The sequence below is a fragment of the Mycobacterium sp. E802 genome (assembly GCF_001666875.1).
Taxonomy (GTDB): Bacteria; Actinomycetota; Actinomycetes; order Mycobacteriales; family Mycobacteriaceae; genus Mycobacterium.
In genome coordinates this window covers 1-19,517 of record NZ_LZJD01000025.1, presented here as the reverse complement: position 1 = coordinate 19,517, position 19,517 = coordinate 1, and the positions used below count along the sequence as shown (strand labels likewise).

Sequence of the window (19,517 nt, the reverse complement as noted above, 5' to 3'; positions counted from 1 at the left end):
GCATCAGTCCTCGTCGATGCGGCGGGCCGCGGTGACGCGGCGGCGGGGGATTGTCGTCCTGGGACTTGGTTCGGGTGTGGGTGTGTCGTCGACTTGCGTGGGTGAGAGATCTGGAACTGCGGGTGCGGTGGTCGCATTGCGTTGGGCTGCCCGGCGTTCCCGCGTTGTGGTGGCGATTCCGGCCTGGATGCGGTTGATTTCGGAGAGCACATGGACGCCGGCGTCGTGGTGGCCGCGCCGCGCGACGGCTTTCCTGGCGGCGTTGAGCACGTCGAGGGAGAATGGCGCCAAGGCTTGTTTGGTCATGGTCCAGTCGGCGTGGATCCAGCGGCCCCGTTTATGGTCGCGGACGAAGATGGTGTTCATGCGGTAGGGGTCGTAGCGGATTTCCCAGCGGCCTGCTGCCGGTTCGGGTAGGCCGCTGGACATGCCGCGGTACTCATGGAGGTCGACTGAGTCGTAGTGCAGGCCAGCGAAGTTGATGCCATAAGGTTGGATTGATCGCCACTCAAGGGGCAGCAGACCGATGTAATCGTCGGTGGTGAGTGTGACGTTGATTCCTGGTGCGATGCCCACCAAGGCGGCGTAGGCCTCATTGGGGGTCAGGGTTTTCCGCGGCATGGCGGGGTGGCGCAATCCAGAGTGTGGCCGGTTCTGCCACACCCCGATCAGCCACAGGTCGAGGAGGTTTTGCAGTTCGGCCAACGTCCATTCGGCCTCGGCAGTGGGATCGGCGCCGCGGTGGGCCACGTTCTGTCCGACATAGCCGGCGAGGTACTGGGTGAAACCACTGTTGATCGCCGCGAAAGCGCGTTCGATGTGGGGTTTGTCGGTCGGGGTCCGGGGCGCGGCTTTGACGATGCCGATCTGTAGCCGTTCGCAGGCTGACAGAAAGGTGTTCCCGACGAAGACCTTGCCGCGGTCGATGGTGATGTTCTCAGGCACGATGACGGGTTTGGCCGCGATCCCGGCTTTCACGGCGGCGTCGCCATCGATCATGCCTTGGGGGAGCATGCTGCGAGAGAAGGAAAGTGAGGCTGCCCATGCGGGTTGCATAGGCAACGGGGTCAATGCGCGGGCGAGTAGCACAGCGGCATCGACAGCTTTGGTGGCTGCCGGCCGAAGAATGGCGGCCAGTGCGGTGCGTGTCGCGATGTCGAGAGCCAAGGTGAGTTCGACTCGGCCGGTGGAGCCATCGGGGTTCACGACCATGACGTCCAGGGGGGTGGAGTCGATCTCGACGAGCTCGCCCGGCCGGGACGGCGCTTGGCGTCCCCATGTGCGGTTAGGCTTGTTGGACTGTGTTCTGCGCGTGGTGGCTTGGCCGAATGGATGACGGGCCGATTCCATCGCGGCCAGCAGCCGATACATCGTCGCGCGCGACGGAAGTGGGAGTCCCTGCTTTGTTGCCTCGATTCGGACCTGGTTGATCACCCGATCACGACCGCCGGTGCTGATGTCGGCTTGACTGGCGAGTGCGCTTTCGACCAGGGCGACTACCCGCAGGTCGACTCGTCCGGTCAGCGGACGTTCCCGGGTTTTGCGTTTGTCGACCAACCCCGCCATTCCTCGGCTGCGGTAGGCCGACAGATGCCGTCGAAATGTACGCTCACCCACCGGTGTGCCCGCCGCGCTCAGTTCGGCGAGCTTGGCGTTGATACGGTCGCCCAACCGGTTCCGCGTGTCGTATTCGGGTCGAGGTGTGTTCTCGCGGAGCCCATCGTTGGGTGGCACGCCTGTCAGTACCTCGACGATGTGGTGGTGTAGAAACAGGGCACGTTGGCGGGTGGAGTCGTCGAGGGTATCGAGCACTGCCGCGTCGTCAAGTTTGGGCAGCCGGTCGGGACTGTCGGGAAGAAACGAATCGTCGCCGAGCAGATCGAGGAGCGGCACGCGGCGGATTCTGTTGGTGGCAAGGCTTTTAATCGCAATGGTTGTGCCCTCCTGGGCGACAACTTGCCAGGAGGAGCCGTGGAATTCGATGAAGTCAAACAGCCGCACTGATCTCATCGCCAGACCTTCCTGTCCATCCGCAGGGGTGTGCAAAGGTCGGTGTGCAAGTCGTGTTTCCACATGAGGTGGTAGGTGTGGGCGAGTACCGGTGATTCCGGAATGTTCAGACTGCTTGCGGCCTCTCGAACACCAAGCGCCAGCGGCATTGGCGTGGTGAACGCCTGGGTGATGCGGTCGTAGATCTTGACGTCGGGGACGAAGCGATCATGTCGGTAACCCGCCAGCCACCGAAGGTTCGCGGTGACGATGGGATCGGGTTCGGTGAAAACCTGGTACAGCCAGCATATCTCGTCACACGCTTTGCGGGTCAGCTCGAACTGCGTGGCGGCATGTTTGACCGCCGCCGCCCGTTTGACATCGACAACGCGTCCGTCCCCACTGGCCAGACGGACAAAGAAGTCCGGCACATGGTGCTTGGCGCCATTGGTATCGCGCGGCCACAGCAGGGCGAACGGCTGAGCGGCGATCGCCACAACCTCGGTGTCGAAGTCAGCCATCATCAGTGCGTCACGTTCCAGCAGCGATTCAAATGCGATATGCGTACGGGTCGTAGACGACCACCATCGGCCCTCGTAGTTGCGCTTGCCTTTCCACGAGTAGAACCGCCGGATCGGCAGTGCGGACTCCACCGCAAGAGCGGCGGCATCGGGGCTCACCGCGTGGTTGTCAACCTGGGCGGCCGTTGGACGCACGAGGATCCGCGTCCGGTCGCTGATATTGACCGGCAGGGGTGCAACACGTGTAACCAACGGATCGCCTCCAAGGTCGGATTCGGGGCGGCTGTTCGCAGCTTGGCAGATGCCACCGACAACTTCGGCGCCGAATTGGCGGCGCGCAGCCTCGTGTCGGCGCACGACGAGTGGCCACTACACCGCCGGAAACGACGGCTGACCTGCTGTGCCCGCCAGCATCAGTAGATGAGCAGCACTTGGGCACGTTGGGAGTCGGGCGCCATTGTGTACCCGTCAGCGCAGGTGGGCCTTGCTCATCTGCAGCAGGATGTGTGAAAAACGCGGTCGCGGGAGCGGCAATCGCAGCGAGTCGACCGCTGCGTCGGCCAGCTATGCCCGGTTCTAGGACATGGGGGACACCGCGGACCTATTTAGGTGCGTGTGCCCGAGAGTCTGACGTAGCCGTCGTAGCCGAGACGTCGTCCAGGAGTATCGGAAACAAGCTCGCCATTGTCGACCATGTCTCTCAGGATCGGCATGACATGGCTGGCTTTATACACGGTTCTGAACAGCGCGAACGAGCGGAGGGCACTCACCGACGCCTGGTGGTTCGGCTGCTGCTTCAGGTGATCAACGATTAGCCGGCGTAACGGATTGGTGTTGGGCTCGAATTCGATTTCGAGAGTCTGTTGACCTGGATCTCGGGGATCGCGGTAGCCGACTCCGGAAATATCGTCGACCTCCCACATCGCCTCTTTCATCTTTTCAAGGCCTCGCTCATGTGTGGTGGCGAACACCAGGTACAGCGACTGTCCTCGGGTATCGATCAATTCGAAGTCGAGCACATGGTCGAAACCGATGCCCTGAATGATGTCGCGATAGTGTTGCAGAAGCCACTTGGATTTCTCGCCGGGTGGTTTGTTCATGACTTCGCGCCACGTGGAACTACCGAATACGGCATCGCCATGGCTAATTTCGTCAACGCGGGCGAATCGAGAGAAGTATTGAGGCCCTATCGTGATCAGTACTTCGCTGTTGACGTTATTGGCCACACGGCGAACAAGTTCCAGCGGGACTGAGCCGCCCCACGTGTCGAGCACGACCAGCATTGGCCGGCCCCAAGCGTTGTGTTCGGTGAGAAGTTGTTCGAGCGTCGGCACACATTCGCCCGTCCGGATGTCCACAGTGATTCCGTGTTGCGGTAGGTCATCGAGGCTGACCGGTTGGGCGGCAACGCTCAGACGCTCGTGCAACAGAGCCGTGCATCGTGGGTTGTGGTCGACGAACAGCAGTCGCATCTTGTGCGCGCTGGTGCGCAGGCCGGGATCTCCAATGATGCTGTTGAGTGCGATGACTGGTGATCCAGCTGCTCCGTCTGCGTAGACACCGGGTCCGGAGAACCCTTCGGCGTAGGTGAGGTCACCGCCCCAGCCACGCATCATGATCGGAAACCATTTTCCGAAATACCGCTGGTACAGCAGGTGTTTCGTTTTCGTATGCGGGTCTGCGTCCCACGGAATGGTAGTGGAGTCCACCCTGCCCCCTGTTGGCTCCCGATTACTCCAAGATCATATTAACTGCGCGGTCAACGTGGCGAGGATTCTCTCCGCGTTGTTTGAGTTAGCGGTCAGGCTTTCCAATCGCGATCAGAAGCTCCGCCACGTCAATCCTGAGTGCGCCGGCAATCGCCACGATGGTGAAGAACCCGGGTTCGGTGGTTCCCCGAACCTTCAATCCTCCGGATTCGATTGCGCGGATAGTGTTCACCGACAGCCCGGTTTCACGACCGAGACGATCCCTGCTCCATCCTTGCGCTTCCCGTCTAGCCCGCAAGAACTGCGCAAGCATCGCGGCACGATCCAGGGACACGCGCATGCTACTTGGTGTGCGGCCAGCCACGGCACCAGCATATATGCTATTCTAATAGCGCTAAACTTTTAACACTGCGGCGGCGTGTACGGTTGAGCACTTATCGCGAGGCGGGGTGGTGGACTGGTGGCAACTCGATCACGGATCGAATGGACCGAGGTAACCTGGAACCCGGTGACTGGGTGCGACCGGGTCTCGGCTGGTTGCGATCACTGTTACGCCGCCACCCTGGCCAAGCGACTCAAAGCAATGGGCGTCACGAAATATCAGAATGACGGCGATCAACGCACATCCGGCCCAGGTTTCGGCGTCACGTTGCATCCCCAGTCCTTGCCGGAACCGTACCGGTGGCGAACGCCGAGGGTGGTGTTCGTTAACTCGATGGCCGACTTGTTCCATGCGCGAGTGCCGATAGCATTCGTCCGCGAAGTTTTCGATGTGATCGCTCAGACGCCGCAACACACCTACCAAGTCCTGACAAAACGCTCGCGACGATTGAAACGAATTGCAGCCCAACTCGATTGGCCAAAAAACCTGTGGATGGGTGTCTCAGTCGAGAATGCTGCTGCACTCGGACGTGTAGACGATCTGCGCGAGGTTCCGGCCGCAGTCCGTTTTCTGTCCTGTGAACCGCTGCTAGGCCCGCTTGACGGCATCAATCTGGATCGAATCGGCTGGGTGATCGCCGGCGGGGAATCTGGACCTGGTTACCGACCGATGGACATCAACTGGGCCCGGGGCATTCGTGATGCCTGCCAATCCGCAGATGTGCCGTTCTTTTTCAAGCAATGGGGTGGCCGAACTCCAAAAACCCTCGGTCGCATCCTCGATGGCGAAACATGGGACGAGATGCCATTCGCCCGAGCGATTTGAACCGAAGTGACAGCCAGTCCCGACCTTCAGCTCGGTCGAGCATGTCGGGGCGAACTGTGTCGCGGGGAGATCTGGGTGTGTGGCCGATGAGTACAGTGTGTACTGGCCGCTGTCGGACTGGATCGCCCTGCCGCGCAACGGTTTATGCACGGCTAGGACACTGAGGGCCACGGCTCTATTGGCAGTTTGTATGGCGGCTGAAACGTGACGCTTCGAGGCAAATCTGGCGTGTCGTACGTCGGTCGTGCTGGCGCCAGATTGGCGGCGTACAGTCAGGTGTCTTCGAGTTCTCGAAGGTAAGCCTCGGCCTCGAAACGAGTCCTTACACGACGCAAAGCCCTCAGGTGTGCGAGAAGCTGGCCTCGTGTCTGAATTCTCCTGACCGCGTTGGGATACGAGAACAGCAGATAAGTGGGCCAGTGCTTACTCGTCCACAAGCGCAGAAGCGCCGGCGAAGTAATACCATTCTCGACGAAGTCGGCGGTCGCCAACATGTTGGCCACACTCAGCCGTTCCGACTGGCGCAACGCCCTGCGTTGGTTAGTCAGACTGAGCTGATGGCTAGCGCCGAACAGATATTCGGGCGCGGGGTTCGTGGTCGGTCGTGCACCGATCTTGTCAACCGTAGGGAGCACCTGGCTGATGTCGAAGGGGGAGCGGCAGTAGCGGGGCAGCGTCGTATCCCAGCCTCGTGACTCAATCCACCAGTCGTTGCCGCGCAGAATTCCACGGATATGTAGGTTTTCGCCCACGATGAGCCGGACGTGATGTGACAACAGTCCAAACCGGCTCCACCATTCAGGGTTCAGCTTGCCCGGGAATCGTTGTTGGCACCCGGCGAAACAATGCCGCTGAAATGGAGAATCGTTGATGTGCCAGCCATGCTCGAAGCAAAGGACCATCGAGAAGTAGGCGTGGTCGCGGATGGCGGTGTCGACTTGGCACACGCGGTGGACGAACACATCGAAATCGTCGTGGGCGACGAACTCGCGCACCCGGTCGAGGTTGGCCAGGACGCGTGGGTCCGTGATGGGCTTTGCGCGTCGGTTGTTGTTGCACGACCAGCATGCAGCGATGTAGTTGGTGACGTCGTCGGCGCCGCCGATCGACGAGGGTACAGCGTGGTCAACCTCGTACGGCTCTTCAGTGAGGCCGGGCACCTCCTCGGAGGTCAACAACGATGTGCCGCAATGCCCGCACCTTCCGTCCCAGAGGTGAAGGACCACCAGTCGCGTACGCGGATGGTCGCAGCGCCATACGTGAGTCGGGTTGGGTCTATCAAGAATGTCCATATCGACAACCCTTCGCGTCTCCGCCGTCATCTGCTGGTCAGTATCTATGAACGGTCTGACACGGACGTAGTGCCGCGTGGGGGAACCGCTGGATGTTCGATGTTGGCGGGCGATGCCAGTTTGAATGAGACGTGGAGCGAATTCCGTAGCGTGCCAGGTCTAATGAGATTTCGGCCAGTTCGGGTAAGACCGGACAGACAAACAGAAACCGCTGGGACACAGATGAAAACGAAGGCTTTAAACTGACATAATGTAGCTTATCGGTACATTGGTGAGCTGTACCGACTGCGACTAGTCGGCGGTACAGTCGATCTCTGTCGTTTTGCAGTTGATCTCTTGTCATTTCTCAATTTATCGATGACTTTCTCACTCTACCGATGCCCACTGGTCAAGCTTTCTCAATTTAGAGGTGCCCGGGAAGCCGGCTGAGCGCCTTGATGGGGCGTGGACATTGGCGGCTTGAGAATGTGGGTAGCTGAACCACCACGCGGGTGCAGCGCCACCACCGTCTATCCGAGAGGGCCGGAAATGGCCTCTGCGGCTGGGGTGGAACGATTTCCATAATCGTCACAGTGACGTAACTTCCCGGTGTGGCTGGATGTCGAATTGTCTTCTTGGCCATTGGATTCCGGACCGAATGTGGCTATATGGGGATCACCGGAGCCGGTAGCGTTTGCGCAGATCCTCACCGGCGATGGTGTTGCCGGCTGCATAGTCGGCGTCGGCGCGCCTGAGCTCGTGATCGAGGTTCGAGTCGTATCACTGTCGACGTGTCACCAATCGAGGAGCTACCCGTGACGACCCAGCACACCGCCCCCGGCTGCCCCCACCAATTCCGAGACTTCGATCACCACTCGGCCCGGTTTCAGCAGGCCCCGTACGCCATGCTCGATCGAATGCGGCAGGCCTGCCCGCTGCAATGGTCGGACCTCTACGGCGGGTTCTGGTCGCTTCTGGACTATCAGTCGGTGTTCGACGCCGCCCGCGACGATGACGCGTTCAGCTCGTTCCCGTCGATCGGGGTGCCGCCCGCACCTGCGCTACCGATCCCCCCGATCGAATCCGATCCCCCACGCACTGCCCAATTCCGAAACATCGCTCTTCGGCATTTCTCTCCCGGCGCGGCTGAACGGCTCCGGCCACATGCGCGGCAGATGGCGACCGAGATGGTCAACGCGTTCATCGAGCTCGGCCAGTGCGACATCGTCGCCGAACTCACCAACCCGTTGCCCGCCAAGCTGATCCTGCACATGCTGGGCTTCGACGAGTCGAGGTACTTGCAGTGGGTGACCTGGGTGCATACCTTCGTCCACAACCTAGCTAGCGATGACACCGCCGCCGCGCAGGCTGGCATGGAGCTGATGGCCGAGATCAACCTGCACATGCAACAACGCCGCGCTGCGGGCGCACCCGGTGACGACTTGTTCGGGTCGATTCTGACCGGCCAGCTCAACGGCGAGCCCATCGATGACACGCAGATCACGATGTACACATTCATGATGATGCTCGGCGGTATGGACACCACGAGCGGCTTGACCGGCAACAGCCTCATATGTCTGCTGGAACGGCCCGAACTGCGTCGCCAACTTCTCGACGATCCCGCTCTGCTCATCGTTGCCACCGAGGAATTCCTGCGGCATTCCACCCCGACACTCGGCCTGGGACGAGGCATTACCCGCGACATGGAGTTTCACGGCCAGCCCCTCAAAGCCGGCGAGCGGGCCTTGCTCATGTGGGCATCAGCCAACCGCGATCCGCAGGTCTTCGAAAACCCTGACAGCGTTAACTTCTCACGGCCCAACAGCAGACGACACATGGCCTTCGGCGTAGGGATCCACCGCTGCATGGGTTCGCATATCGCGCGGATGATGTTCCAGGAGATGATGTCTGAAATTCTGGAACGTCTTCCCGACTTCGAACTGGCCGGAGACATCGTCCGGTTCGACAACGCCGGCAGTGTGTACGCCGCACGCAGCCTGCCCGTCCGATTCACCCCCGGTCCCCTCAAACTGACCGACAGCGAGGTCCGAGTCTGATGCCGCGCATCCTGTTCGACTCCCATCACTGCGCCGGGCACGCACTGTGCCACGCGAGCGCACCTGAGATCTATGACCTCGACGAGAACGGCTACTGCAAATCTCCACCGGCCCATATCGACTCCAGCCTCCACACCATTGCGGTCGAAGGCGCTGACGCCTGCCCTGAACGAGCGCTCTCGATAATCGAAGACTGAGGCCACCCACACCTGCAGGTTCCATTTGGCCAGTTCGGCCATTGTGGTGATAGAGCCGATCGGCCTTGACTGCGCCGAGCATCCCCGGCAGATCCACGCAGGAAAATCCAATTCTAGCTGCTGAAAACCTAACCAATTCCTCGCCGTCGGGATTTACAGGTGGGTCGAGAGGATGACGATTGCGGCGTGCCGGCGTACGACGCGCCATCGCGATGACAACGCCGCGGTGGCGGGCTGCAGGTCTGCGGCATTGATCTCGAACATAACGTTCGGGGAGAGCCGGGCAAATAGCGCGTCGTCGTATTCCGGATAGGCGTCGAGCACCGATTCCAGCGGACCGTAGTCGAGTGGACCGTTCTTGCGATCGCCAATGTAGGGCCGTGAGATCACGTCGAGTGCCAGCTGAGTGGGCAGATACTGGAGATGTGCGACGATCTCGGTGAGCTGGCCCAGCCATGCCAGTGTTGCGGCCGCCTCGCTGCGCAGCACGACCGGCACGCCCGGATCGGACACGACCGTGGTGAGCGTTTGCGTGACTGTTGGCGTCGCGACGCCGATCTCGGCGATGGTCTGCAGGATCCGAGCACACCGCACACTATCGGCTGAGGTCAGTGGCTGCGTAGCAGCGCGGTGCAGGTGTCCGCATAGCGCATCGGCTGAGGCCGGCCCGATCTCGATCAACAGCTCGTCGGCCAGGGCGTAAGGGCCACCGCCGACGGGCGCGCTGCACACCGTGGCGAGCAGATCTTTGATTCTGTCGTCGATCGGTAGGCTCCGCAGCCGAGCGATCTCGGTTCTGCGTTTGAGCAAGGACGGGAAGTATCGCCGCAGTTGCGTCGGCGTCAGTGACTGTTCGATGACGGAGTCGTCGCCGTTGTCGGCGAGCACGACAAAGCCGTCGCATGTTGGACCGGCAAAGTCACCCGCGATAACTTCCTCGGTCGCCCGCAAGCAAGAGCGGGCGACGGCGTCGAGAAAGCGGGCCGTCACATGGTCGAATCCAATTCCCCCCGAACCTGCATAGGCGGTCACGCGACCGGCCCATTCGTCGCCTTCGTTAGTGGCGTCGATCTGCCATGGCCACTGCGACGGGCTCCACCGGGCGGCGTCTGACACCAGTGTTTCTTCGGTGGCCACCGCGACCGACGGCCATAGCACCAGCATCTTCTCGGTGTAGATGTCGGTGACCGCCGCCGCGTACAACCGATCCTCGGGTCGCTTGGCGGCGACAGCGGCCACCGCGTCGATCACTTGAGCGGTGAGGAAGTCTTCCAGACCCTTCCAGTCGAATCCCGTCATAGCTGACCGCAACTGACGACACGCAAACAGCACAGTGGTCGTTGGGGGTTCACCCCAGAGCCACTCCCAGCCTGCTGGCCAAGACCCGGATCATGTGCTGGACGCCGATTTCATTGCGCCCGATAAGCATGTGATCGTGTTGGCCACGTCGAACACCTTCGCCGCACTGGGGCAACATTGAGAAATCTTCGTCGCGCACCGCGGCGTGCACCTGGGCGAAGATTCCGGCGTACAGCTCGGTTTGCTCCGGCGTTGTTGCCGGATATCGTGCCATCCAACTGTGGCGCACCGTGCACTCGGTTGCCGACTTGGCCGGCAGGATGTCGATGACCTCAACGCCCACCGGGCTGTTGGCAAGAATGAGATTGGGAAAGACCCAATAGATCACACCCATCTGCTGGCAAGGGTCCCATTTCTCATCGGGCTCAGTGCCCTCCAGTTCGGTGATCCAGTTGAACGGGAATCCGATTCGGTGGTGTTCGCCGAATTCGTCGTAGACGTGGGTATTGGCAAGCGTGTTCATTCCGATCACGCTCTTGCCATGGACAAATGGGAAGTGATAACCCTCGGCGAAGGCTTCGAGCGCGCCTTTCCAGCTCACCGACGACTCCAGTGAACGCTCGTCGTGAAACTGGTAGTCCTGATAGTTCCAACGCGCGAGCTCCTCCCCAAAATCTCCTAAGTGGGCGTCAAGATCCAATTCGGCACCCGCAGTCAGGACGGTCCAGATGAACCCGTGTCGTTCCTCGCTGGGTAACTCCACCAATCCATATTGATCGCGGTCCATGTCATCGAACCCAGCCTTGCCGGGCAGTCCTCGAAGTTTGCCCGTGTTGTCATAGACCCACGCGTGATATGGGCACGTGAACCGGCGTGCGCTGCCGGATCCACAAGCCGGCATGGCACCGCGGTGCCGACAGTAGTTCAATAGGACGTGTGCCTTCCCGTCACGATCCCGGGTAATCAGCAACGAGTCATCGAGGACCTCACGCACCACGTAATCGTTCGGTTGCCCGATTTGGGCCGACGCCATAACCGGTATCGGGGTGCTTCGCAGGATCATCGAATGCTCGAGATCGGCGAGTTTGTCATCTCCGTAGTAGTTCAGCGGAACGCGCAGCGTGCTCGGCGCCATGTCTGTGGTCTTGTCAAGCGCGAGACGCAGGGCACGACGGGTCAGTTCCGGCCCTAGCGGAGTCACCCCCGCCGTGTCGGGATCTGTGTCGACAGGTCCGGCCACTACCTCAGTCATTTCGCGCTCCTTGTCTCTGCGTTCCCCCGACACCATTGACCATACAATGCCCCATGTTTGTCCTGTCAAGATCTGGGAGCGGTCTGTGCAACGATCACCGGATGCGACGGCACGGCTGGTCTGGCGATATTCCCGCCGACGACGAGGAAGCCATCGCGCGTATCGTTGAGGCCGCCGCGAGTGCTATCGCAGCGCGCGGGAACGTCACGGTCTCGCAAGTGGCGCAGACGTTGGGCGTGACACGACAGACGGTGTACCGGTACTTCCCAACCCTGGAAGCACTGCTAGGTGCGGCGGCGCTGTCCTCGCTCAGCGGCTTTCTCGACAGGCTTTCGGCGCATCTGGGGTCGATCAGTGATCCCACTGATGCCGTCGTGGAGGGCATTGCCTACACCTTTGAGCAACTCGCTCACGACAAGTACCTCAGCCTGGTGTTCCAGCCGGGCAAGGCCAGCGCCTTCACCGCCGGCGTGACCTCCACGGCGGCGATCACGTTGGGCCGTTCGATTGTGCAGCGGTTCGATGTCGATTGGCCTTCGCACGGATTTTTCGATGGCAAACTCGACGAACTCGTGGAAATCATGTTGCGGACCCTGCAGTCGCTGATCATTGATCCCGGGTGCCCGCCGCGCACAGGACCGGACCTGCGTAGGTTCCTGGTGGACTGGGTCGCGCCCTCGGTACGGACGCATGCTGCAGAATGTTCTGCTAACACCCGGCCTCGGACGCCACCGTAATGAGCAAGATTCGCCGCGGTCGCGACCCTGTCGGGGCCGATCCCCGGGCATCTCCCCTGCTTGATCTCAGAATCACCGCAGGTAGGATTGAAAGCCTGCGTGCGCCGAGAGACGAGGTGAATGCACCTGCGGCGGTATCAACGTAACGGCGTCGACCTCCGGGTCGCAGAAGTCCTCAATAGCAACGTAAACCCCTGCAGCTTAGAGTAATTCGGCTACATTGCGAATCCGGCCGACATTGCGCCCCAAGCGACGAAGAACCTGTGCGGTGATGAATTCACCCTGCTGGCAGGCATAGTCAGCAGAGTCCAGTTCAGGCAGTGTCAGCGCCGGGTCGATGTCGGCGCAGGAAACTAGGCGGCCCGCACTCCGATGGCCATGACAACAACCTAGAACATGTTCTACTCGGTGCAGCTATCGACCCGCTCTAGTTCGCCGTATTACTTTGTCGCCCAACGAGGCGCAACCCATGCAGTAATGGAATCGCACCCACGATTCTGGCCGACACTGGACTGCTGGCGATTCCAATCCCCCAGACCGCGCGAAGCGGTAGCCCGCAGGTACGGTGACCCGTTCGATCCATCGCGAACCCGACGAAGGATTCAACGCCGCACCTACAGGCATCCACTGTCACGTCGGTGACGGTGATTCTAAAGCAGGCCCCCAACAGTGCCATGTCGACCATGAGCGTTGGCTGCTCTTCCTGTCGGCTGCTTTCGATCCTGCCCCTGCGTACGCGAGGAGCGGCGGCGCGAACTGGACTCATCATGTCATGTCAAGACCGGGCTGCAGAATCCCCGCTCCAGAAGGTCGATAGTCATCAGCATCTGACGCCGCAGATCCGCGAAGGTCGTCCGCTCTTGGACCAGCGCCAGAATCTCCGATGTCCATACGTCGGCGAGGATCTCGGAAACCTCATGGTGATTTTCATCCGCAGGCTCACCACCGTGCATGAGCCCTGCAAACATTCTGGTGGTCTGATCGTGAACCCTCTGGGCATCCGGCGTCGCCCCGACACAGGACGCCGCGTACGCATGCGTCAGCGCCTCGGTGATGCGATCAGAGCGCTGCATCGCGTTGATGAGACTGACCACGGCGAGGCGTAGTCGATCGAACGCCCCCGGGACGCGGTCCAGGCCGTCATGCAGATGCTTGTCGAATGCGGCGAGCTCCTCGGTGAGTGCGCTGACCAACAGGTGAATCTTGGAAGGGAAATAGTGGTAGATCGTCGCCATCGACACTTCGGCATTGTCAGCGATCTCGCGCATGTGCACCAGCGCATATCCGCCAGTGGATGCTGCGTTGACGGCGGCATGCAGAATGCGTCGACGGCGACTCTGCTGGCGGGGTGTGAGAAAGCCTTCGGCCGGCGTGCCCGCATATATGTCGACGGCCTCGAAGACCGCGGCACTCACCTCATCTGGATCGAGCGGCATCGCGCGTTCCTCCCCTAGAAGTGTTCGAATACCAGTAAGCCACATTTGGTAGACAATTGTCCATCAAGTTGCGTCGCGACGATGCGTCCGCGAAAGTGTGCAGTGGTGAGCGACCGCCGGTCGAGTCCATGCATTTCGCCTATATACCAGTACTGTTCAGGATAAAACCGCGGTCCCGGTCTCCACGCCGCGCAGCCATGAGGACCCTTTGCTGTTCCTGCACTTGATGCCTATAGTGGACACACGTCCACTTTCAGGGAGTGTTTGCCCACTGGGGTGTCATGACGCGTGCGGGCGTGCGGGTCAGTTCGTCCGGGGCCGCATCACTACGGAGATGGGACGGCAATTGTCATGAGTACTGGTGGGATCTTCTTCGCATCGTTGGCCACGACTGCCCGGCAGTCGTGGCGTCCCTGGGCAGTCGCGATGCCGCTGACCTGCCTGGCTGTATTAGGGGCGCCCGAAGCGGGAGGCGATGCTTTACTGCAGGGTGTCTATACCTATGCCGAAGTCGGTGCTCCCCCAGCACAGTTGACCGCAATGCCGGCCTGCGTGCCGATCGTCGGCGATTTGCGCGAGCCCCTGCTTCTTCCCGAGGGGTGCCGGATCAACATCTTGATCAGCCAGGACGCGGCGCTGAGCGCCAAGAGCATCGCTGGGGGTACCGTCGCCGTGCCGGCCGGCTCTGCGCGGCTGGCAGGCGGTCAATGGTCCTACACAACGTCCCGGATGGAAGGCAAGGTGTGCCCTGACGGCACGCTCACGTCTGCTACCGACACCGTGACCTTCGATGCGCACTCCTTGACTGGGATGCGCACCACGACCTGGACGGCTCGCTGCGGACTGCAGCCCGGGATGACCAAACAACCATTCACCCTCACTTATGTCGGTCCGGCCCCTGTCGAAATCGATTCGCAACCCCTGCAGTGCGAACCGGGAGGGCTTCGCCACTGTTCCTAGGCGACGAGGCGCCAGGACAAGCACCTCGTCGCCGTGGATTGCCACTCCCGATTCCAAGATCTGCATGTCGAATGCACTTGCAATCTCTTGCCTAACAGAGCGCGACCATCGACCCGACCACCACGGCTTGAACATCTATCGTCGCCACACGGCTGACTGGATCTCCTATCGTGGACGGATGCCCAAACGCTCCTCGCCCGTGGTCGACGATTCAGCCACGGTTCAGCCGGCCCGCAGCCAGAAGGCGAGACGGAGGGCCACCGAAGCTCGATTGCTGGCCGCTGGACTCGAGGAACTTCAAGAATCTCCACGTTCGGAACTGACCATCCGGGCTGTGGCGACGCGGGCTGGAATCTCCCCGGCCAACGCCTACAAATACTTCTCGTCGAAAAGTGCTCTGGTTGCCGCCATCTATCTGGACTTGTTGCAACAAGTCCCACCCCACACCGATATGAGTGACACGACCAAGCAACGTGTTGTGGCGACGATGAACGAAATGGCGATGGCGGTTGCCGACAAACCTGAGCTGGCGATCGCCTGTGCGGCAGCACTCGTCGTCAACGAACCTGCGGTCAGCCCCTACCGGGCCTTGATCGCCCACGAGGTGTCTCACCGTATCCGCTCAGCGTTGGGTCCAGGGTGGACTCACGGCGCCAGCAACACACTGATGCTCACCCTCTTCGGCGCGCTCATCGCTGCGAGGTTTGAGGATCTTGACACTACGACCGCTCGCCTCGCTGAAGCAGTCGAACTGATCCTGGGCCCTGCCGTGAAATAGTTGGCCGTGCCCGCCGCGCAAACCGTATCGGCCGCGCCCTCGCCCGGCGATCGACCAGCGCGCCGCAGTCGTCGATGGGTGGTTGATCGCTGATCAACAGGCTCCACGCAAGCAGCGTCACACCGCGCGGCGGGTCTGGCAGCGGCTGGTCAGCGAACACGGGGCCACGTGCTTGGAGGTGACCGTGTCGCGGTATGTCGCCAAACGGCGAATCAAGTGGGGCTTGAACAGAATCGAGGTCGCGGTTCCGCAGACCGAGTTGTTGGCCGCTGAAGTCGATGACTGTGCCGAGCGTCGCCGGGCGCCGCGTCGTAGCGCTGACGCCACGTTTCTCTGCCTCAAAGGGGCTCTCGGAGTTCAACGTCGACGCGGTGAAATCTATCGAGCCCGCGCAGCTGGCTACCCTGGCCTCCGGAAGCTACCTCGCTGGTGAGCCGGTCGTTTTGTTGGGAGACATCGGAACCGGGAAAACTCACCTACTCATCGGGCTGGGGCTTGCTGCGTGTGAGGAGGGCCGTAAGGTCCGTTACGTCACCCGCGCGCAGTTGGTCAATGAACTCGTCGAAGCCGCCGACGAGCGTGTCCTCTCGCGTGTGGTGGCCCGCTAAGCAAGGCTGGATCTTCTTCTGCTGGATGAGCTCGGTTATGTCCAGATTGACCCACGCGGAGCGAAGCTGCTGTTTCAGGTCATCGCCGAGCGGGAGGAAAAGCAAGTATCGGGCTGGTCAGCAGTTTGCCGTTCAGTGAATGGGGATCCGTCTTCCCCGACCCTCGTCTGGTCGCCGCGATCGTCGACCGCATCGCCTTCAACGCCCACATCCTCGAAACCGGCACCCAGTCCTACCGACTACGCACATCCAAAGGCTATCCCGTCGAAAAGGGACGGGATAGCCTTGCAGCTCTTGTCAGACCGGAGCCCCGCGGTCGATGACCCGTAGCACCTGATTTGGCCGGTGCCCGGGCCAAAAAGCGTGCATCGCCCAGGTCGCACCCGCGGAGGCGAACCTGTCGAGGTCGTCACCTGGACGAACTGCGACGGCGATGTCGAATCCCTCCTGGCCGCCACGCGCGTGCTCAATGGCGTCGGCGACGCGCCGGACGGCGACCGCGTCAGCTCCGAGCGGAAACACTCCGTCGTATCGGGCAGCGCGATCGATCGGCTTACCTGTGGTGCGCGCGGTACCGAACCACAACGGGATGCGCGGCTGCTGAACCGGTCCTGGAATCGCTTCCACACTCTCGATGACCATCGGCCCACGGCGGGTCACCGTGTCGCCTGCCCACAGTGCCGTCAGCACCGCGGTACCCTCGTCGAGCGCATCGCCAAGCCGTCGCGGATCAGCATCCTCACCAAAGGCCAAATACTCCCGCGCGATATCGCCACCGGTACCCAAGCCCACAATCAAGCGCCCGTGGCTAAGCCGGTCCAAGGTCACCGTCTCGCGGGCGAGCTTAAGTACACGCCGCCGCGGTAACGGAGTCACCATGGGCCCCAATCGAATTCGATCGGTCACCGTCGCTGCTGCGGCTAGCACCACCCAAGGATCCGCAATCTCCCATTGCCCCTTGACCGGGCTCAGGACGTGATCCCACACGAACAGACCGTCCCAGCCGCACTGCTCGGCAGCTGCCGCGATCTCCGTGATGGCACGCGGATCAGATAGCGCACCGAACAGTGGGATATAAATCGCGTGACGCACCGATCCACCGTAACTGTGGATGACCGGAACTCAGAACAGTGCGCAGCCAGAATTGGTGACGACAGACGGGGCCAAGCGACTTGACGAAACGCACCTCCGCCAAACCACCACCGGCCCCAGCACCATTGTCGAAGATCAGGACTCCACAGTGACAGCGGCGTGTGGAGGGCTGGCACGGCACCCATCTCCGGCTCAGGTGGTGTCGATGCCGGAGCCGGCAAGAATCTGACGAATCAGTCGGTCGAGATGCCCGGCGTCGGTGACCACCGGGAACCCGTTAATGAAGCTGGTCATCACGCCGCTGATGAACGTCAACACCACCATCGCTGGTTCCTCGACCGCAGCGTCGGAAACTTCTGATGTGTCGTGCCAGTGTGCGATGACGTCGCGGGCCAGCACGTAGAACTGTGCACCGTAGGCCGCCATCAACGTGTTGAGCTCTGGGTCATGGTGTGCGCACAGCAGAAGCTCGAATCGTGCCCGGCTGCGGGTGAGGTAGGGCTCGGTGCCCGAAAGCATCACCAATCGGGCTAGGCCCATCGTCCCTGCATAGTCGCCAACCCCGCCGTGGGTCAGTTCTTCCATCTTGGACAGTTCGGCCACGTCCAGTTCGTTGAGCCGCAAGGCAATACCGTGTAGAAGCGCTTGGCGGCTGCGGAAATAGAACGACGTGGTGCCCTCTGGCACGCCAGCATGCCGATCAACACGACCATGGGTCAGCCCGCGTGAGCCGTCGACACCCAGCAGTTCGATCCCAGCGTCGGCAAGGTCTTGGCGACGCTCGGCAGCGTTGTATTTTCTCCGCTCGGCGATGCGCGCATCGTAACCAGCGCGGCTTGACATCTCGACCACCGTGGCGCCCAAACCGGCCCTGTAGGGCCATTCTGTGAATCGGAAAAGAAATATTCTCTATGACGGTAGAGAAATGCTACGGTCCGGGATGTGGGGAGGACAAGGCGGTGCACGGCCGCCACTGTGAGCACATTGGCGAGTTCACCGTTGTCGTCGTGGCGGTCGGTGATGGTCGTTGCGATGGCACTGACCATGGCGTGTATCAGTGCTGCACCGGCCGGTGCGTCGCTACCGCCGGACTTCGACGTCACTCGTGACATCTGGCCGACCGCGGTCGAGGCGGCTTCCTGCCGGCCTGAGGACCGAGTGGAGACCGGACTGCAGGGTGAAGTACCGATCGGTGATCGCGATTCACGGCGCAGCATGCTTGGATACAACTGCAACATCGACCTCGTCGGCCAATATCAGGGACCGGGCGCCGGTTGGACCAGCGCCTCCTACAAGAACTGCGTGTATATCGGATCGACATTCCCGCACACCGACGGGGTTCAGGTCCTTGACGTGTCCGATCCGGCACATCCACGCCCGACCGCGATGCTCAGTGAGCCGGCAATGGTAAACGGCACGTGGGAATCATTGAAAGTCAATCCGACACGTGGCCTGCTGGCGGGTACCGGAGTGCCGTTCGTGTTCGGGCTGGGCTACATCTCGATCTATGACATCGCCACCGACTGCGCGCATCCCCGCCTGCTCAACGAGGGCCGAGGATCTCTGCCCGGCGTTCGCATTCCGATGCTCACCCACGAGGGCGCGTTCTCTCCCGACGGCAACACCTACTGGGCGTCCGGGCAGATCTGGGCCAGCGCGCTCGACGTCTCCGATCCTGCCGATCCGGCGGTCATCTGGAGTGCGCCAGCGGGTTTCGCCAGTCATGGAATGGACTTCACCCCCGACGGTGAGACCATGTTCATGTCCACAGCCCAGGGGCTGAACATCTTGGACACTTCGGCGGTCCAACATCGTGCCGCACCGGGAATCACGATGCATCAGTTGCTGCCCAGTCGCGGCTACAAGCACTGGCGTGACGGCTTGATCAGCCAGCACAGCATCTACGTCACCTACGCTGGCGTACCGCACGTGTTCAACGTCGATGAGTTCGGATCTGGTGGGGTCAAACTGTTCGAGGCTGCTGACCTTGCCGACCTACGGCTGCGCAGCACTATCAAACTGGCTATCAATCTTCCTGAACACCTGGATAATTGGGCTGCCAGCGCATCCAGTAGCGGTGCGTTCGGCTACGAGTCTCATTACTGCAGTGTCGACCGCCGCCAAGACCCCCAAGCATTGGCGTGCGGGTGGGCGCAGTCTGGGATCCGGGTCTTCGACGTCCGCGACCCCGACAACGTACGCGAAATCGCGTACTACAACCCGCCGGCCCAGACCGGCAAAAATGAGGCTCTACTGACGTTTCCGTGGGTGTTTGACGGGCCGTCCTGGCAGTGAGGGGCGGTGGCCGCCGAGGGCGAGCATGGCCAGGGCGATGAGTGCTTCGGGGGATCGGAATCCGAATGCGATCCGGGTCAGGAGACGGATTTTGGTGTTGGTCGATTCG

Annotated in this window: 17 protein-coding genes and 2 pseudogenes; 8 read left to right on the top strand and 11 right to left on the bottom strand. The window is 61.4% G+C overall.

What is annotated here, in order from left to right; translation table 11 throughout:
• Positions 1 to 3 precede the first annotated feature (3 nt).
• The 4 genes from A5699_RS03845 to A5699_RS03825 form a co-directional block, all read right to left on the bottom strand.
• On the bottom strand, positions 4 to 1,893 hold the full coding sequence (locus A5699_RS03845; RefSeq protein ID WP_231965563.1) for a Mu transposase C-terminal domain-containing protein: 1,890 nt from the start codon (positions 1,891 to 1,893) through the stop codon (positions 4 to 6).
• 113 nt (positions 1,894 to 2,006) lie between these two features.
• The gene (locus A5699_RS03840) at positions 2,007 to 2,867 is read right to left on the bottom strand and encodes a TnsA-like heteromeric transposase endonuclease subunit (RefSeq protein WP_231965561.1); all 861 of its coding nucleotides are present in this window, start codon (positions 2,865 to 2,867) and stop codon (positions 2,007 to 2,009) included.
• Positions 2,868 to 3,115: 248 nt separating this feature from the next.
• Positions 3,116 to 4,219 (bottom strand): three-Cys-motif partner protein TcmP, encoded by a 1,104-nt coding sequence (locus tag A5699_RS03830; protein WP_067765613.1) that lies wholly within the window; start codon positions 4,217 to 4,219, stop codon positions 3,116 to 3,118.
• Between the two features lie 85 nt (positions 4,220 to 4,304).
• Positions 4,305 to 4,559 carry a helix-turn-helix domain-containing protein gene (locus tag A5699_RS03825; RefSeq protein ID WP_231965560.1) on the bottom strand — a complete coding sequence of 85 codons (255 nt, stop codon included), beginning with the start codon at positions 4,557 to 4,559 and terminating at the stop codon, positions 4,305 to 4,307.
• Positions 4,560 to 4,679: 120 nt separating this feature from the next.
• Between A5699_RS03825 and A5699_RS03820 the strand changes: the two genes are divergently transcribed.
• Positions 4,680 to 5,426 carry a DUF5131 family protein gene (locus A5699_RS03820; protein ID WP_067765607.1) on the top strand — a complete coding sequence of 249 codons (747 nt, stop codon included), beginning with the start codon at positions 4,680 to 4,682 and terminating at the stop codon, positions 5,424 to 5,426.
• Between the two features lie 272 nt (positions 5,427 to 5,698).
• On the opposite strand, the gene A5699_RS03815 is transcribed toward A5699_RS03820, so the two are convergent.
• The gene (locus A5699_RS03815) at positions 5,699 to 6,748 is read right to left on the bottom strand and encodes an HNH endonuclease (protein WP_082957562.1); all 1,050 of its coding nucleotides are present in this window, start codon (positions 6,746 to 6,748) and stop codon (positions 5,699 to 5,701) included.
• Between the two features lie 764 nt (positions 6,749 to 7,512).
• Here A5699_RS03815 and A5699_RS03810 point away from each other — a divergent pair.
• Both A5699_RS03810 and A5699_RS03805 read left to right on the top strand, forming a co-directional pair.
• Positions 7,513 to 8,754 (top strand): cytochrome P450, encoded by a 1,242-nt coding sequence (locus A5699_RS03810; RefSeq protein WP_067765602.1) that lies wholly within the window; start codon positions 7,513 to 7,515, stop codon positions 8,752 to 8,754.
• Positions 8,754 to 8,951 carry a ferredoxin gene (locus tag A5699_RS03805; protein ID WP_067765599.1) on the top strand — a complete coding sequence of 66 codons (198 nt, stop codon included), beginning with the start codon at positions 8,754 to 8,756 and terminating at the stop codon, positions 8,949 to 8,951. The genes A5699_RS03810 and A5699_RS03805 overlap by 1 nt, the downstream gene beginning before the upstream one ends.
• Positions 8,952 to 9,104: 153 nt before the next feature.
• Here A5699_RS03805 and A5699_RS03800 read toward each other — a convergent pair whose 3' ends face one another.
• Both A5699_RS03800 and A5699_RS03795 read right to left on the bottom strand, forming a co-directional pair.
• A complete protein-coding gene (locus A5699_RS03800; RefSeq protein WP_067765596.1) occupies positions 9,105 to 10,250 on the bottom strand; it encodes a hypothetical protein in 1,146 nt (381 codons plus the stop codon).
• Positions 10,251 to 10,299: 49 nt separating this feature from the next.
• Positions 10,300 to 11,502 (bottom strand): aromatic ring-hydroxylating dioxygenase subunit alpha, encoded by a 1,203-nt coding sequence (locus A5699_RS03795; protein WP_082957561.1) that lies wholly within the window; start codon positions 11,500 to 11,502, stop codon positions 10,300 to 10,302.
• Between the two features lie 101 nt (positions 11,503 to 11,603).
• Between A5699_RS03795 and A5699_RS03790 the strand changes: the two genes are divergently transcribed.
• Positions 11,604 to 12,239: a TetR family transcriptional regulator gene (locus tag A5699_RS03790; RefSeq protein ID WP_067765812.1), complete on the top strand. Its 636-nt coding sequence runs from the start codon at positions 11,604 to 11,606 to the stop codon at positions 12,237 to 12,239.
• A gap of 770 nt (positions 12,240 to 13,009) precedes the next feature.
• Here A5699_RS03790 and A5699_RS03785 read toward each other — a convergent pair.
• The gene (locus tag A5699_RS03785; protein WP_197508181.1) at positions 13,010 to 13,675 is read right to left on the bottom strand and encodes a TetR/AcrR family transcriptional regulator; all 666 of its coding nucleotides are present in this window, start codon (positions 13,673 to 13,675) and stop codon (positions 13,010 to 13,012) included.
• Positions 13,676 to 14,101: 426 nt separating this feature from the next.
• On the opposite strand from A5699_RS03785, the gene A5699_RS03780 reads away from it, so the two are divergent.
• From A5699_RS03780 to A5699_RS30215, 3 genes and pseudogenes are all read left to right on the top strand, one after another.
• Positions 14,102 to 14,635, top strand: coding sequence for a hypothetical protein (locus A5699_RS03780; RefSeq protein WP_067765806.1), 534 nt, complete (start codon positions 14,102 to 14,104; stop codon positions 14,633 to 14,635).
• A gap of 178 nt (positions 14,636 to 14,813) precedes the next feature.
• Positions 14,814 to 15,413 carry a TetR/AcrR family transcriptional regulator gene (locus A5699_RS03775; protein WP_067765803.1) on the top strand — a complete coding sequence of 200 codons (600 nt, stop codon included), beginning with the start codon at positions 14,814 to 14,816 and terminating at the stop codon, positions 15,411 to 15,413.
• 278 nt (positions 15,414 to 15,691) lie between these two features.
• Positions 15,692 to 16,344: pseudogene (locus tag A5699_RS30215) on the top strand (ATP-binding protein).
• Here the strand turns inward: A5699_RS30215 and A5699_RS03765 are convergent.
• Positions 16,319 to 17,113 carry an LLM class flavin-dependent oxidoreductase gene (locus A5699_RS03765; RefSeq protein ID WP_067765587.1) on the bottom strand — a complete coding sequence of 265 codons (795 nt, stop codon included), beginning with the start codon at positions 17,111 to 17,113 and terminating at the stop codon, positions 16,319 to 16,321. The pseudogene A5699_RS30215 and the gene A5699_RS03765 sit on opposite strands and share 26 nt — an antisense overlap.
• Before the next feature lie 192 nt (positions 17,114 to 17,305).
• Positions 17,306 to 17,860 (bottom strand): TetR/AcrR family transcriptional regulator, encoded by a 555-nt coding sequence (locus tag A5699_RS03760; RefSeq protein WP_067765800.1) that lies wholly within the window; start codon positions 17,858 to 17,860, stop codon positions 17,306 to 17,308.
• Between the two features lie 228 nt (positions 17,861 to 18,088).
• Between A5699_RS03760 and A5699_RS03755 the strand changes: the two genes are divergently transcribed.
• The gene (locus tag A5699_RS03755) at positions 18,089 to 19,408 is read left to right on the top strand and encodes an LVIVD repeat-containing protein (protein WP_157561070.1); all 1,320 of its coding nucleotides are present in this window, start codon (positions 18,089 to 18,091) and stop codon (positions 19,406 to 19,408) included.
• Here the strand turns inward: A5699_RS03755 and A5699_RS28935 are convergent.
• Positions 19,364 to 19,517: pseudogene (locus A5699_RS28935) on the bottom strand (ISL3 family transposase); the annotation flags it as partial. The gene A5699_RS03755 and the pseudogene A5699_RS28935 overlap by 45 nt on opposite strands.

Bases quoted from the DNA above. Each gene is read 5' to 3' on its own strand.
- A5699_RS03780 (WP_067765806.1), top strand. From the start codon at position 14,102: ATGCCGCTGACCTGCCTGGCTGTATTAGGGGCGCCCGAAGCGGGAGGC.
- A5699_RS03805 (WP_067765599.1), top strand. From the start codon at position 8,754: ATGCCGCGCATCCTGTTCGACTCCCATCACTGCGCCGGGCACGCACTG.
- A5699_RS03800 (WP_067765596.1), bottom strand. From the start codon at position 10,250: ATGACGGGATTCGACTGGAAGGGTCTGGAAGACTTCCTCACCGCTCAA.
- A5699_RS03775 (WP_067765803.1), top strand. From the start codon at position 14,814: ATGCCCAAACGCTCCTCGCCCGTGGTCGACGATTCAGCCACGGTTCAG.
- A5699_RS03785 (WP_197508181.1), bottom strand. From the start codon at position 13,675: ATGCCGCTCGATCCAGATGAGGTGAGTGCCGCGGTCTTCGAGGCCGTC.
- A5699_RS03795 (WP_082957561.1), bottom strand. From the start codon at position 11,502: ATGACTGAGGTAGTGGCCGGACCTGTCGACACAGATCCCGACACGGCG.
- A5699_RS03815 (WP_082957562.1), bottom strand. From the start codon at position 6,748: ATGACGGCGGAGACGCGAAGGGTTGTCGATATGGACATTCTTGATAGA.
- A5699_RS03825 (WP_231965560.1), bottom strand. From the start codon at position 4,559: ATGCGCGTGTCCCTGGATCGTGCCGCGATGCTTGCGCAGTTCTTGCGG.
- A5699_RS03790 (WP_067765812.1), top strand. From the start codon at position 11,604: ATGCGACGGCACGGCTGGTCTGGCGATATTCCCGCCGACGACGAGGAA.